The sequence below is a fragment of the Aporhodopirellula sallentina SM41 genome (genome assembly GCF_000346505.1).
GTDB classification, from domain to species: domain Bacteria; phylum Planctomycetota; class Planctomycetia; order Pirellulales; family Pirellulaceae; genus Rhodopirellula; species Rhodopirellula sallentina.
On record NZ_ANOH01000299.1, the window covers coordinates 1 to 13,813 of the forward strand.

The following is a 13,813-nucleotide window of genomic DNA, read 5'->3' on the forward strand; positions in this document are numbered from 1 at the left end:
AGGTGCCGTGGCCGGGGGTCTTGCGCAACGGGGTAGTGGTCAGGAATTCATATCGAAGTGGTTTTTTCGATGAACCGGGTAAGAGCCTGTTGGCTCGTGAGCGTTTTACCTCCAAGCTTGATCGTCTCCAGCTTGATTCCCTTGATGCCGCGATTTGCCCATCGCCATACCGTCGAGACATTTACCCGCTTCTGTAAAACGGGTGGTACTTGGGTCATCCCAAGCAAATCTTCGGTGAGCAGGTGCATCGGGTTGCTCGGCGCTAGTTTTACAAGCTCATTTTTGTTCGAGCGAGCCATTTATATTTCCTAGATGAGAGTGAGATGTTCGCTTCGCAACAGAACAAAAACTCCTCATTTCTCCAAAACGTGTTTGGCAACTTCTGGAAATTTCACAGACTTTGCTGTGACATGCGAATCTTCCACGAAGTCTATGAAACGCGACCCGATGACCAGCTCCCCTGTAGCGGCAACTGGTCTTGACGCATCAGTCCGGAGAGAGCAGGCAACTACCCTGCTGATTGCTTGGACCTGGTAGACTCGCACAAACCGAGGCCAGAGATCGATTTGGCGGCTTCAATCGCCTTCGACTCCGAGACTTTTGCGTAGTGCTCGGTCATGGCGGCGCGTGAGTGTCCAAGTAACGCCTGAGCTGCCTCTACGCCGAGTGCCTCTCGGACGACGGTTCCTGCCGTGTGCCGGAGCTGATAGGGAAACCAACGCGGGACACCGGCCTTCTCTGCGGCCCGCTGTATCGCGTGTCGATAGCTATCTTTGTCGTAAAAATTTCCGGGCCTTCGTCGAGCATCATCTCCCTTGAGCGACTTTCCTCGCTTGTACCCGACTCGATCTCCACAGCTTGCAGGCGTTTTTCGGTTGAGTGTCCGCTGCTGGCGATACCACGCTGCTGATTCCTTTGGCGAAAAGCAGTACGCATCGGGCGCACGATCCATAAACGGTTCAAGGGCAAGCCTAGCATCGCCAACAATCGGCACCGCTTTCTTTTTTCCAAACCGAGCGGTCTTGTGATCGGTTGGGCGATAAACCCACACGCCGTCGGGACGGGTGTCGACATCACAGGGCCTTAAGCGACACATTTCGCCAGGTCGCATGCCTGTGGCAGCCTGAACGCGGATCATCGCTTTGAGCACAGGTGAAAGGTGTTCTGCCGTTGCGCGGACATCCGCGAGCTCAACTGGCGTAACCGGTTTGGGCTCTTTTGCTGAAGTTTGCCCGAAGCGAAGCGACTCGAGAGAGTCCAGGCGAACAAGAACATTGGCGTCAATCAGTTCGCGGCTGAGTGCGTAGCGAAAGATCCGAACGATGCTGCGTGTCTGTGAATTGACGTAGCGTCGACTGTTTCCTGAGGCGACAAAGAGGTCGCGGATCTGCGAGAGTTTCCGCGGGCCGAATTCATTGGCTGGAGTGTCTCCATATTCGTCATCGAGGGTGTTGCACAGATTCAGGAACCGAGCGCGATGAGAAGTGCAGTTGGCGTACTTCGACTTGATCCACTCACGGGCCTCCGCAGTGACGTCAGCAACCAAGATTGGGGTCTCTGCTTGCCGGGGCTCTGCCTCGGGGGTTTGAAAATCCAACGCGATGTACTGCGCGACGAGGCGACGATACTTCGCCTTAGACTCGGGTGAGTCATGAGGGCCGAGGTAGAAGTTCTTGCCGTTGAACGTGACTACCGCTTGGCCACTAACGTGGTAGCGATAGTCCGGGGCAACCTTCTTTGGACGTGACATTTTGTTGCGAACTCCATCAAATCAGGAGTTTCTGATATCAAATATCAGAAACTCGAAACATTGACGGGTCGCACGCCACGATGGCGGTAACGCTCAGAAGCGTTTCGACCGGTAAAACAGGTGAGTTTTCAGTATAACTGAAAGTGGGCGATACAGAACTCGAATCTGTGACCTCTGCCGTGTGAAAGCAGCGGCGACGAATCGGAAACGCCGCGAAATGCCGAAGCAAACGACGCCCCAGCGCGAGTGATGCACCTTTGGATGCACCAACTTCGAGAATCAGACGAACAAACACCTTTTACGGAATTGATTCTGTTGATCGCTGATACGTTCGGAAACGACGCACTTGAACTACTTGGCGAAGCAATCCACGAGCGAGCCATACAGGCTGGGATAGAAAGTTCCAAGAGCGAACGATAACAATCCAGACTAGTTGCATCCGCAACTGTCCTCATTGTCACTGGGGCTATCTGAAAGGGACTCGTTGCGACGAGGTGGTGCCACAGAGAGCGAAGTACCATGTTGGACAACGGACTTGCCCCCCAAAAAACACCGTGTTTGAGCACATCGACGAGAACGCGGCACGAAATCCGGCACGGCTGCATTTGAATGACGCCCTGACAACCGGCGAACTGCTCTCGGTTTGGCAATCGCTCGATGAGAGTCATCGCGCGGATCTGATTGCGATCGCGAAAGGGTTGGCTGCTCAGGCGTCCCGAGAAAGACAACAGGATGACCGCTATGGAGGTAGCCTCTCGTTTGGGGCTACGGGCCATGACCCGCGCGATCCTCGATGAGCACAGCGACGTGCTGCCTACACAACAACGTGTCCCTCGATGCTTCGCCGATCTGCAATTACCTGCATCACACTGAAAGTTGACCGAAGGTGTTGCCAACTCACTTTGTTCGCCATGGCGAACACTTTTGCTGAGTAGCTGGATGACGAACACTGCAGTCCTGCACTAAGTGTCCAACACGACATTGGGACCATCCCACTGTATTTCGGATACTTGATGCACATTGCGAGAGGCGAGGATGCGTAGCGGGCGATGTGTGCTGTCCGCATGCATGCGAACCGAGAACAGCAATAGGAGTCCCACTCTCTCAAAACCACCTATCGTTTTTTGACCCGGAACCCCGGCGTGTCCTCGTAAGGGTGTTTTAGATATTAGGCGTATGTAGATCCTGCCCTCTGATGACATGCTTTCCTCCTCGCGAGATCACCAAACGATGATCTCCATTCGGCCAGCGAGCACGCGTGCAGAACAGCCACCAGCGCGAACGATGGCAATTACTACTCGTGACCGTTAAACCAAGGCAAATTTCGACCTCAAAAATTCTTGCCCCGATATCCCGGTTGTTTTTACCTCGGGCATCTAGTTGTCCCGCATTCGCAGACTTGTCGCCGATTGCAACATTGGCTGCGGAACGAGGAACGCGATGCAACAGAGTCGCCCAGCAACGAGCCGTGCACTATAAAGTTCCCCATGATTGTGGGGCAGGAGCCGATGCCCCAGTGTCTTCGAGGAGCTTCGCGATCTTGTCAAGGACTTTACATCCAGTTTCGGTAGCGAGACTTCCGCGAAGGACGGTACCCCTCCAACTACGCCCTCCTCTCTCAGAATCTGGAGCACCTTTGACGCCCATCGGACAACGCGGCTAGCCAGAAGCGAGTGAACATGGTCATGCCCAAAACTACGCCGGTGTCGGCCGCCGGAGCACCGAACAGAATCGTGAAAAGTCGCTTCGGTGTGAGGCACCGACGGCATTTTGCCGAAAGTCTCAGGGCTAGCGGTTTGTCCAACCTCAGCGGACTGTGCGGGGTTGGAAAAAACTTCGGTCTAGTAGATCTACCAACGACCGAACTTGATGCCCGTATCCGCACCACACTTCGCCGATACGAAAGTCGATGAAGCGGGTCATGCACCGATCATCCTGGTCGTGAACGCCAGGCAGGATCGCATTGACTTGAAAGCGGCTCTTGTTGTCTATCATGAGTTCGTCGTCTTTTGTCCATCAATAAAAGCGGCTCCCGACCCAACGAGGGCTAGTCGTATGATGGGTCGGGAGCCTTGCCGTCTACGGTGACACACCGCAAACGACTGGAGCAAATCGTATTCCCGCTTGATGAGTCACCTTTCAATCGTGGCTTCCTCGTTGTTAGTGGTCGTGATCGTGATCATGCGAAATCTTGCCTGTGTAGGATTTGCCTTCGATTTGCACGATGACCGCACCCTCGGCCTCGGCTTCTAGCCACTGGTCCATCTCGGTATTGGCCGAAGCGAATCGTGATGACTTGCCCGATGCGTCTTCGGCTTGCGGGTCGGCGGGAAGCTCGAATGACTTGACTTTGCCATCGTGCTTTAGGCTGACGGTTAGCTTGTCGGCTTCGATCGCGACCGGCTGCGTTGCCGAACCGTCGAGCACATACATGGCGACCGCTCCGGTGCCGTGCATCACTTCGATGTGGAACGCTTCTTTGCCAAGTTCGACCAACTCGCCGCCGTGGGGTCCGTGCTCGGGATGCCCATCCATCTCAATCATCGGCGGCATTTCGTCGATCTCGACCGGGCCGGATGCTTGCGGTGCTTCGGAGTCCTGCACATCGTTCTCGGAACATCCGAGGAGAGTGAAGCAAGCGAGGGTCAGGGCGAGTAGATGAATCTTCATTTTGAGTGCCGATGAGAAATTTGTGATGAACGTTTGAAAATTGGGGAATGGGATGGGGATAGAACGAAGTCCTCTATCCCCCAATCCCGATTCCGTAAGTCTTAGTGGGCGTGCTGGGTCTCGAAGCCGAGCTTCTTCAACCATGCTTCCCACTGGTGAGCTTCTTCGTGGCTCTTCAAAGCCATCTGCTGCCACTTTGGGCAGCGGTAGTTGACGTCCATGTGTCCGCCGTGCGAGCCGACTTTGACTTCGCAGCGAAGTTTCTTCAGCGTGCCGACTAACTTGTCCGCCTTCTCGCCTTCGCTGTGCGTGGTCTTCCACTTTTCCAAGCGATACGACACCAGTTCTTTGGCTGCCGTGTTCGGCTCAGCGGCCTTTGCCAACATGCCACCCAACGAAACCGATGCGACCAAAGCTGCGACTGCAATCATCCGTAAATTCAACATTTCAAATCCTCCGTGGAAATCTCTTCAAAACAAAAACATCGCTCCGGCAACGCACCGGAACGAACAACTAACTTGTTACTAATTCAGGTTCAGGACTGAGAGCAATTTTCCCCGTTCCTAAATCCTCATTTTCCATCTCCCCCGCGTGATCGCGAACAATCTGCTTGCCCGCGCCGACACCGATCGTCCAAAACAACGCCGGACGAACGAAGAACTCCGCCAACGTGCTGGTCAACAAACCGCCGACGATCACGGTCGCGATGGGGTACAAAATCTCTTTACCGGGTTCACCCGCAGCGAGCGCCAGCGGCAGCAAACCAATGCCCGACGTCAGTGCCGTCATCAGCACCGGAGCCATTCGTTCTTGGCCCGCCCGCCGCACCATCTCACGCGTCCACGATTCGCGTTCGTGTTCGACCAAGTGGATGTAGTGATTCAGCAGCAGGATGCCGTTGCGACTGGCGATGCCGCACAACGAGATGAAACCGACCATCGCCGCGACCGTCAGGTTTTGATCGGTGATGACGAGAGCCGCGACGGCTCCGATGAACGCGGTTGGCAAAGCAACCAACACCTGCATCGAGAAGTTCACGTTGCCGAACAGTGTGTAAAGCACCAGGAACATGCCCAACAGCGCGACGCCCGAGAGAATCATCAATCGACGTGTTGCCGATTGCTGGCTCTCAAATTGGCCGCCGTATTCGATGAAGTAACCCGGCTCCAATTCCAAATCGGCCAATCGCGTTTTGATGTCGCTGACAACATCAACAACGCCCCGCTCGGACACGTTCGCCTGCAACACGATTCGACGACGCACTTGTTCACGCTTGATCATGTTCGGCCCGCCGCTTTCGTAGATGTTCGCCACCGCCTCGAGCGGCAGCGTGCCGCCACCGGGCAGCGGGACGGCAAGACGTTTGAGTTTGGTGACGTCCTCGCGGTACGATTCTTCCATTCGCAACATCAGATCAAACGTGCGTTGGCCGAGCAGAACTTGGCTGATGACTTGCCCGTTCATCGCCGTCTCGACCAGTTCCATCACGTTGGCGGGGCGTAGACCGTTCTGCGTCAAGGCTTTGCGATTCAGCTCGATGCGAAGCTGTGGAATGTTGGTCTGCTGTTCGATCATCACGTCGGCCAAACCAGGCACGTCCGCGATGAGTCGTTTCATCTCCTCCGCTTTGTTCCGCAACACGTCTAGATCGTCACCAAAAAGCTTGATGCCGATCTGCGCCTTGACGCCTGAGATCATGTGACTGATCAGGTGGGCCAGCGGTTGCTCGGTGCTCGACACCACGCCCGGAATGTCCTCCATCGTTTCGCGAATTTGCTGGATCGTGCCTTCACGATCCGCGTCGTCAGCGATCTCCAAGAACAACTCCGTGACGTTGACGCCTTCGGCATGTTCGTCAAGCTCCGCTCGGCCTGTTCGACGTGCGACCGACTTGACCGATTCGATCTTCATCAATTCCTCTTGCACGCTCTGCCCGATCTGATTGCTCGTCGCCAGCGACGTCCCCGGTGCCAGCAACGCGTTGACCTGAACGGCTCCCTCGTTGAACGGCGGCAAGAAGTCACGTTCGAGTTGCGAAACTGCGAACAACGCGAACGCCACCATGACGGCCGCGACGCCCAACACGGGACCGGCAAACTTGGTGCTGAAGTTGATCGCCAAACCGGCAACGCCCTTCAGTCCCTCCAGCAACCGGCCTTCCTCGGCTTCGGGACCGCCGAGCAGTCGTTCGGTCACTTGAATCAGAACCCAAACCACTGGCGTCAGAACGAGCGACCACCACAGCGGATTGCCGGGCAATTCAAACGGCAAATGCAGAATGTGAATCGCACGCGGGACGACCCAGTACATCGTTAGGGCAGCGATGCCGAAAGCTAGGATCGGTGCCACGATTTGCCAGACGCGCCGGCCGACCAACAGCAGCGATGCCAGTACCGGCGTGACGGTCAGCGAGACGCCCAGCGACGCGATCAGCGAGACGACATATCCCATCGCCAACGGCACAAAGAGTTTGCCTTCCATGCCTTCGAGAGCAAACAGCGGGATGAACACCAGAACGACGATCGCCGTCCCGTAGACCACGCTGCTACGCACCTCGATGCTAGCGTCGTAAACCACCGCAAGCGTTGGACGTGGTGATTCCGATAGTCGGTTCTCTTTTAAACGCCGAAAGATGTTTTCCACGTCAACGATCGCATCGTCAACAAGTTCGCCGATCGCGACGGCAAGCCCACCGAGCGTCATCGTGTTGATCGACAGGCCGAAAGCAGCGAACACGCACGCGGTTGCGATGATCGACAGCGGAATTGCGGTGAGCGTGATGAACGTCGTACGAAAGTTCAGCAAGAACAGGAACAGGATTACTAAGACCAGCACGCCGCCATCGGCAAGAGCTTCGACCACGTTGTCGATGGCTCGGTCGATAAACGAACGCTGCGAGTAGACGTTTGCGATTCGGATGTCATCGGGCAGGGACACCTTCAATTCTTCCAACGCTTCGGCAATCGCTTGATCGACGGCGCGAGTGTCGCTGCCGGGTTGCTTGTTGATGGTGAGAACCACTGCGGGGCCGCCTTCAACCGTCCCATCATCAGTGCGTAGATACGCGGACGAATCGCCACGCATGACCTGCGGGCCTTCGACGACTTTAGCCACGTCGCCCAACGTAATCGGGCGACCGTCCCGCAGTATGATCGCAATCTCTTTCAGGTCGGCTAGGCTCGTGATCCGCCCGAGTCCACGAACCAGCAATTCGTTCGCGCCACGCTGATCCAAGTAACCACCGGTCGCGTTCAAATTGGACTCACTGACGGCGGTGTGGACATCGTCCATGGTCAGGCCGAATTCCCGCAGCGCGTCTGGATTGACCAGCACTTGGTACTGCATCCGGCCGCCGCCCATCGAGAAGACTTGCGAGACGCCGGGAATCGTCAGCAATCGTTGACGGACGACCCAATCGGCCAGTGTGCGAACCTCCATCGGTTCGGTTTCGCCGCCTTCGCTCCACATGCCGTACATGAGAATCTGTCCCATGATCGACGAGATGGGGGCGAGCGTTGGTTTCACGCCGTCGGGCAATTGCTCAGCGGCGAGTTGCAAACGTTCGTTGACGACTTGCCGGTCGTTGTAGATGTCCGTGTCCCATTCAAACTCGACATAGATCACCGACAGACCGATGCCGCTGCTGCTGCGGACTGCTTCGACGCCGCTAGCACCATTGAACGTGGTCTCCAACGGAAAAGTGATCAGCGTCTCGACTTCCTCCGGTGCCATTCCCGGCGCTTCGGTGATGACCACCACGCGAGGACGGTTCAGGTTCGGAAACACGTCGATCGGCAATTGCAATGATTGCCACGCACCGACGCCCAGCATGATCGCGGCAACCGCCAAGACGATCAGCCGGTTGTTCAGCGAGAAGTGAATGATTTTGTCTAGCATCTTGATCCCTCAATGATTTGGTTTGGCAAAGCGAACAACTCAGTGGTTGTGCCCTGCGTGGGGATCAATGGCTCCGCCCGCTTGGTTCTTCATCGCCATCTGCAATTGATGAGCACCGCTAACGGCAATCGTCTGACCGGGCCAAACTTGGCCGTCGTTCTTGATCGCGACGTTGACGCTGTCCGACGCAATGACTTCCACCGGAACACGGTCAAAATGGTCGCCGTTCTCAACGAACAGGAATCGCTCGGGGCCTTCTTCGGCAACTGCGTCCTTGGGAACAACGATGGCGTCATCGACTTGCGACTGCGGAAGCCGAACGGTCAGTCGTTGGCCAGGCTTGTATCGCCAACTGACGTAGCGTTTGTCACCACGCTGTTCGCTGCGTTCGATCTCATTGGTCAGTCCGACATAGAACGGCAGCGATCGCGATTCTGTCCCGACTTCGTTTCCGATGTAGACCACGTTCAATCCCGTGATCGTTTCGACTTCGTCGCCCGCACCGGTCATCGTGGCTTGCAATTCGGCACCCGAATCGGCGGCCTTTCGCAACAGACTTGCATCACGCTGGTACGCTTGGCCTTCGATCAGCAAGCGGCTGTAGTTCGACAACTGAGCCATCTGCTGACCGGCGTTAACGGATTCGCCGCGTCGAACATTTAATTCTGTGACCAAGAACTCCGCGTCAATGTGATTGTGCGAAGGCAGCGACATCGGCGGCGGTTGCATTGCGGCTAATCGAGCAGCCGGATTGCCCGCGACTCGATTAGCGGCTTCTTCCAAAGCGTCGTGATGCAGCGAGTCGTCTTCGTGAATCAGCGGTGCGGTAACCACCACTTCGCGAACCAACGTGCGAGTGCGTTCAATGCTGGCGATTTGATCCTCGCTCAAACCATGAAGCAGCATCGACTGCTTCGCCGCACGGACTTTCGCCTGCAATTTGTCGCGTTCGTACTCGCGAGTTATTCGCGTTTTCCCAGCGATCGCGCCCGAACGGGACGCCGAAGTCAGCCGCTGAATCTCCCGCTCCTCGACATCCAGCTGCCCGAGCTGCGAGAGGAAGTCTTCTTGAGTATTGACGAGGTCTTGATGCGTCAGCCGAAGCGTGAACAACGGCTCGCCGCTCTTAATCATCTCGCCGCGAGAGATATTGATCGCGTTGATCACGCCCGTCAGTGGCGACGTGATCGACACATGCGTTTCACCGGGCCAGCGCGTCACCATGCCGGGAACTTCGACGTAGCTCGTGTACGGACCGACCGTGACGGCCTCCGTCTTCAGCCGCAAGTTCGCACGAGCCTGCTGGCTCAATTCGATCGACTGGCCCGCATCGTGACCCTCGTGATCATGTCCGGCGTGGTCGTCTTCGTCATGGTTATCGTGTTCGCCGGGACCGTGATCGTGACCCGCGTGCGGATCGGACTCATCGACCGACGCGGCGACAAGGCCTAGTTGTTGTGGATAGTCGGTGAAGGCGAACGCGCCGATGACGATCGCGATGGCCATCGCCAGGACGGTCAAAACGGGGCCGCGCAGACGCACCAGCCAAGCTTTTAGCGTGGACATGCAGAACCATTGATGATTGAAGAAGATTGATTGCTAATCGGAAACGCAAGATGCGTTCCAGACGATGGGGCGATTGATTCAATCAGTGTTCAGAGTGCGCGCGAACGCACATCCGAATCGCTAATGATCAATCAGCAATCTTCAATCAAATGATCCACGTGCAGAGAGAAGCACAGTGAGAAAGAGAGTCCGTCGCGACCCGCGGCGATCGCTGATCCAAATGACGAGTCGACAGCGAATTAATGAAGCTCATCATCGGATCGTGCTCATAAGTCACGAACGCGACCAATGGAGCATCAATGATGAAAACAACATCACTTGAAGGCACAAAACTGCATTCGACGATGCCATGGCACCCCGGATGGTTTCCATCACAAGGTTGCGATTCGCAGGCACAACACGGAGCCGTTAAGTCGTCCGCATTGTCGATCGACTCGACCGTCTCGTCTTCACCCGAGCAATCATGCTCGTGATCGTGGCCGCACACATGATCGTCGTGGACACCTGGTGAATCGGCGACACTTGGTGAATCAGCCGCTGAACAAGTATGCTGGCATCCGTCGTGGCCGTGATGCCCACACGCAGCAGCATGATGCAACGAACACCCGAAAATCAGGTGCAGCAGCAATGCGGCGACAGTGGTGAGACGACAAACGACAGACACAAAACTTCCTTCGGGAACGGGTGCAACGGTATTATCGGTAGATACGGCCGAAACGACCAGACCAGTTCAACCGAATTGCCAATGTTTCGCCAGACTGCCCACCTTTGCTAGCCGAAATGCGGTGTCTTCACTGGCCCAAAGTCACCAGCAGACCCTCGATCTCCGCCGCGGCCTGTTTGGCTTGTCCGGCGGCATCCAAGACGTTCAATTGCGTCGTGAAGAGCGTTCGTTGTGCCGTTAAGAGTTGTAGAAAATCGGTTTCGCCAGCATCAAACGCTTCCAGCGATAGCTTGTACGTTTCCTCCGAGGTCGGCACGACAGAGTCCTGCAATCGCGTATAGCGTTCCAACGCGACTTGGTAGCGGCCGACGGCTTCGGCGAGCCGGGCTTCTAGGCTGAGTTGTGTGTTCTGGATCGCCGCTGACGCCGCAGCGATGTCGGCTCGGGCACTGCGTATGTTGCCCTGATTTCGGTTGCGAATGGGAAGCGGAACGCTGACGCCAATGACCGCGAACGTATCATCCGTAGCGGCATCGACACCAACGCCGACAGTTCCCGTCACGTTCGGCGTCACTTGCGAACAGGCGAGCTGCAACGACCATTTGGCTCGCTCAAGCTCCGATCCGGCCCGCGATAGTTCGGGACTGTTGGTCGAGATTTCAGCGAGCAATGATTCCCACGGCGCGGCGGTTAGGTCGTCGCCCACGTTGCCGCTAAGCGGTCCGGGCGTCAGTGTTTGCATCCCGGCAGCCGCGGCAAGTGTCCGCAGGTTGGCTTGCAACTGCGTTCGAGCGTTCTCCGCCGTAATCCGCGCCTGCTCGGCTTCGACACGAGCCTGCAACAAAGCGATTTTGGAGACCTCTTCGGCTTCCAATAAGGCATTCACTGATTCCAGCGACTTCTCAGCCAGCTCGACAATCTGGTCAGCGATTTCGGCCCTTCGCTGCGATACGATAGCGGTTGCAAACGCAGCACGAATGCGAGTCAAAACGCGAAGCTCCGCAATTCGCAGAGCCGCTTGTTGCTTTTGGATCTCGCGGGCCTGAACCTGTTGAGCAATCCCCAGCTTGTTGGCGGTGACGAACTGCTGAGACATCTGCACCGAATGCAGGCCGGTGGAGTCTTCGTTGCCGATCTCATCCGACTGATATTGCAGCACCGGATTGAACGGCAAACCGGCTTGGACGTATTGCCCGCGAGTTGATTCGACACGAGCACGAGCTTCCGCGATGGCCGGATGCGAACCCAGCGCCATCGACTCAATGGACTCAAGCGTCAGCCCTATAGGTTGCTCAAAACCAAAGGAATACTGGTCCTGAATGACCGGAGCGGTTTCAGTGATCTCGTTCGCCGCGTCCAAAGCCATTGCGTCGCGTAGAGACGCGGGATCGTTGGCAGCATCAGCCTCGTCCAAATCGGCGTTTTCAAGCTTGACGTCGAGTTCGTCCAACTCATCAAGATTAGCAACCTTGGAGCCGCCATCGTTGCCATCATCGGTGAACGCAACCTTCCGTACGGGAACCGGTTCTTCAACCACCTGCGGACTATTCGTTGCCGGGACGTTTTTGCTCGACGTCGTTTGAGCGACGCGGTGCCCAACCGACTGACAACCACTTGTGAAACTCAAAGCTGCCAACAACAACAAACGATTCGCCCGCCGTCGTCGCGTACTGGTCCTATCGTTCGCGATCACCGAGTCTCCCTCCATGAAAATACAGACCAGCCCGCTTGTTCCATCGGTCCATCAACACCGAAACATCAGGCACAAACCCCACGACCAAACGTGAAACGCGAGGCGAAGTTCCGGCTGTAGGGATTACGGTGGAAGGCCAGCCGGTTGGTTTCTTGGTGCGGAAGATCAAGTCCGTCTTTGTGATGATTCATGGGGCTGACGTTTCCATTCGCACGTCAATCATGATTCCGAGTCCGCCGCGAACCACCAAGGTAGCGACCAGGGTGCCGACAACGAGTTCGGGAATTTGCGAGCCGCTGCGTTTCACGATCAGGCCGGAGAGGATGACGTCGTTGGCCGTTAAGATGTAGGAGGCGCGGATGTTGACGTCGCCTCCTTTGTGCTTGGCGATCAGCGTAGGGTAGTTTTTATGGCCAGCTTGGAAGAGTACACCGATGCAGTTAGGCCATTCTTCGAACATGCCGAGGTTGCATCGACCGAGGCGGTTTCAGTTTGTCGCAAATCCGCTTCGGTCAGACACACCTCCGCGCCCAAACGCAGGTCAGCTTGGACGCTCCGGCTTCATCGGCCGGTGAATCGAAGGGTTGAGCCACCGAAGTCGGCCACCGGTGCATCGCAACGGGCCATCGATTGTCGAATCGGTTTGCCTTGCAGGGAGGTTATCCAACCTCGGCGGTTATCGGCCGCTCGTTCACGGCTTCGGTCGACGCGACTAGATGACGACCAAGTCAGTTGCACACTTTGGCTCCAGCTACGCCTTATGTGGAACCGCATACGGATAGGGCTTCACACTCCCCACGGGTTGTTTTCCATCATCCGCTTCATTTTCTGCACGTGGAGGTCGTAGTTCATGGGTTGAATGCCCTCAAAAAAGTCCACGTATGTTTTGTCCTCCCACATTAACGAAAAGAGGCAAGCGGACGCAATCTGGACAGGACTCTTAAACAACCCTTTCACTTCTTCCGTAAAGACGGTTTCCTGTCCAGTTGAGACGTTTGATAAGAGTTCACTGTCACTATTAATCCAGAACTGGTCATTGAACTCATAAACGGGGTAGCTCTGGCGAAATAGCATATCTCGTTCCGCCCAAATTCTCAGTCTCTCAACTTCTTCTTGTTTGGGGTCCATGATCTCCGTAAGCATTCGCAGAGTTTGTGCCAAACCTTGGTGTAACACGTAGGTAGATGCGTTCAAGCCGATCGCTGTATGAACGCGGAGTAGCTCCTCGGAAGGCAGCTGCGACATTTTCTCGATCGTCGAGAAGACCGGCAAAGCGGACCAATTTGCGTGGACGGTATAGAACGGAGCGTAATGGCGAAAAAAAGTTGAGCTAGCTGCACGCATGAGATGTGTTGTGTCAATCAAAATCCCGCTCGTACCAGAACTCGTCATTCCGGCGTTGAGTCGGTTCCCTAGAAGTTTCCAGGGCAAGACATCCTCAAATCGAACATCAAAGAGATCAACTCTAGAATCGAAGGGATTCGGATTCGGGGAATCCATCGAGGGAATCCAAGGCACACACAGCGGAAAGAGCAGTTCCAGCCCGACTTTTAAAGTGGAATGACCACAGAGG

General features: G+C 55.9%; 10 protein-coding genes. 1 reads left to right on the plus strand and 9 read right to left on the minus strand.

Annotated features, from left to right (window positions below; translation table 11 throughout):
* Nucleotides 1–47: 47 nt before the first annotated feature.
* Both RSSM_RS20180 and RSSM_RS20185 read right to left on the minus strand, forming a co-directional pair.
* Nucleotides 48–299 (minus strand): DUF1580 domain-containing protein, encoded by a 252-nt coding sequence (locus RSSM_RS20180; RefSeq protein ID WP_044303122.1) that lies wholly within the window; start codon nt 297–299, stop codon nt 48–50.
* 209 nt (nt 300–508) lie between these two features.
* Entirely contained in the window at nt 509–1,750 is a 1,242-nt protein-coding gene (locus RSSM_RS20185; RefSeq protein WP_008683046.1) for a tyrosine-type recombinase/integrase, read from the minus strand.
* 554 nt (nt 1,751–2,304) lie between these two features.
* Here RSSM_RS20185 and RSSM_RS20190 point away from each other — a divergent pair.
* Entirely contained in the window at nt 2,305–2,547 is a 243-nt protein-coding gene (locus RSSM_RS20190; RefSeq protein WP_044303123.1) for a hypothetical protein, read from the plus strand.
* A 1,363-nt stretch (nt 2,548–3,910) separates the two neighbouring features.
* Here RSSM_RS20190 and RSSM_RS20195 read toward each other — a convergent pair.
* The 7 genes from RSSM_RS20195 to RSSM_RS20235 form a co-directional block, all read right to left on the minus strand.
* Nucleotides 3,911–4,420 carry a hypothetical protein gene (locus tag RSSM_RS20195; protein ID WP_008683048.1) on the minus strand — a complete coding sequence of 170 codons (510 nt, stop codon included), beginning with the start codon at nt 4,418–4,420 and terminating at the stop codon, nt 3,911–3,913.
* 101 nt (nt 4,421–4,521) lie between these two features.
* A complete protein-coding gene (locus RSSM_RS20200) occupies nt 4,522–4,851 on the minus strand; it encodes a hypothetical protein (protein ID WP_236621260.1) in 330 nt (109 codons plus the stop codon).
* A gap of 82 nt (nt 4,852–4,933) precedes the next feature.
* Complete coding sequence (locus RSSM_RS20205; RefSeq protein WP_008683051.1) at nt 4,934–8,317, minus strand: efflux RND transporter permease subunit; 3,384 nt, start codon at nt 8,315–8,317, stop codon at nt 4,934–4,936.
* A gap of 39 nt (nt 8,318–8,356) precedes the next feature.
* Complete coding sequence (locus RSSM_RS20210) at nt 8,357–9,883, minus strand: efflux RND transporter periplasmic adaptor subunit (RefSeq protein WP_008683053.1); 1,527 nt, start codon at nt 9,881–9,883, stop codon at nt 8,357–8,359.
* Nucleotides 9,884–10,674: 791 nt separating this feature from the next.
* Complete coding sequence (locus RSSM_RS20225) at nt 10,675–12,084, minus strand: TolC family protein (RefSeq protein WP_236621261.1); 1,410 nt, start codon at nt 12,082–12,084, stop codon at nt 10,675–10,677.
* A gap of 343 nt (nt 12,085–12,427) precedes the next feature.
* Nucleotides 12,428–12,700: a hypothetical protein gene (locus tag RSSM_RS20230; protein ID WP_008683059.1), complete on the minus strand. Its 273-nt coding sequence runs from the start codon at nt 12,698–12,700 to the stop codon at nt 12,428–12,430.
* Nucleotides 12,701–13,026: 326 nt separating this feature from the next.
* The coding region (locus tag RSSM_RS20235) for a hypothetical protein (protein ID WP_236621262.1) at nt 13,027–13,813 on the minus strand (787 nt) is incomplete at its 5' end.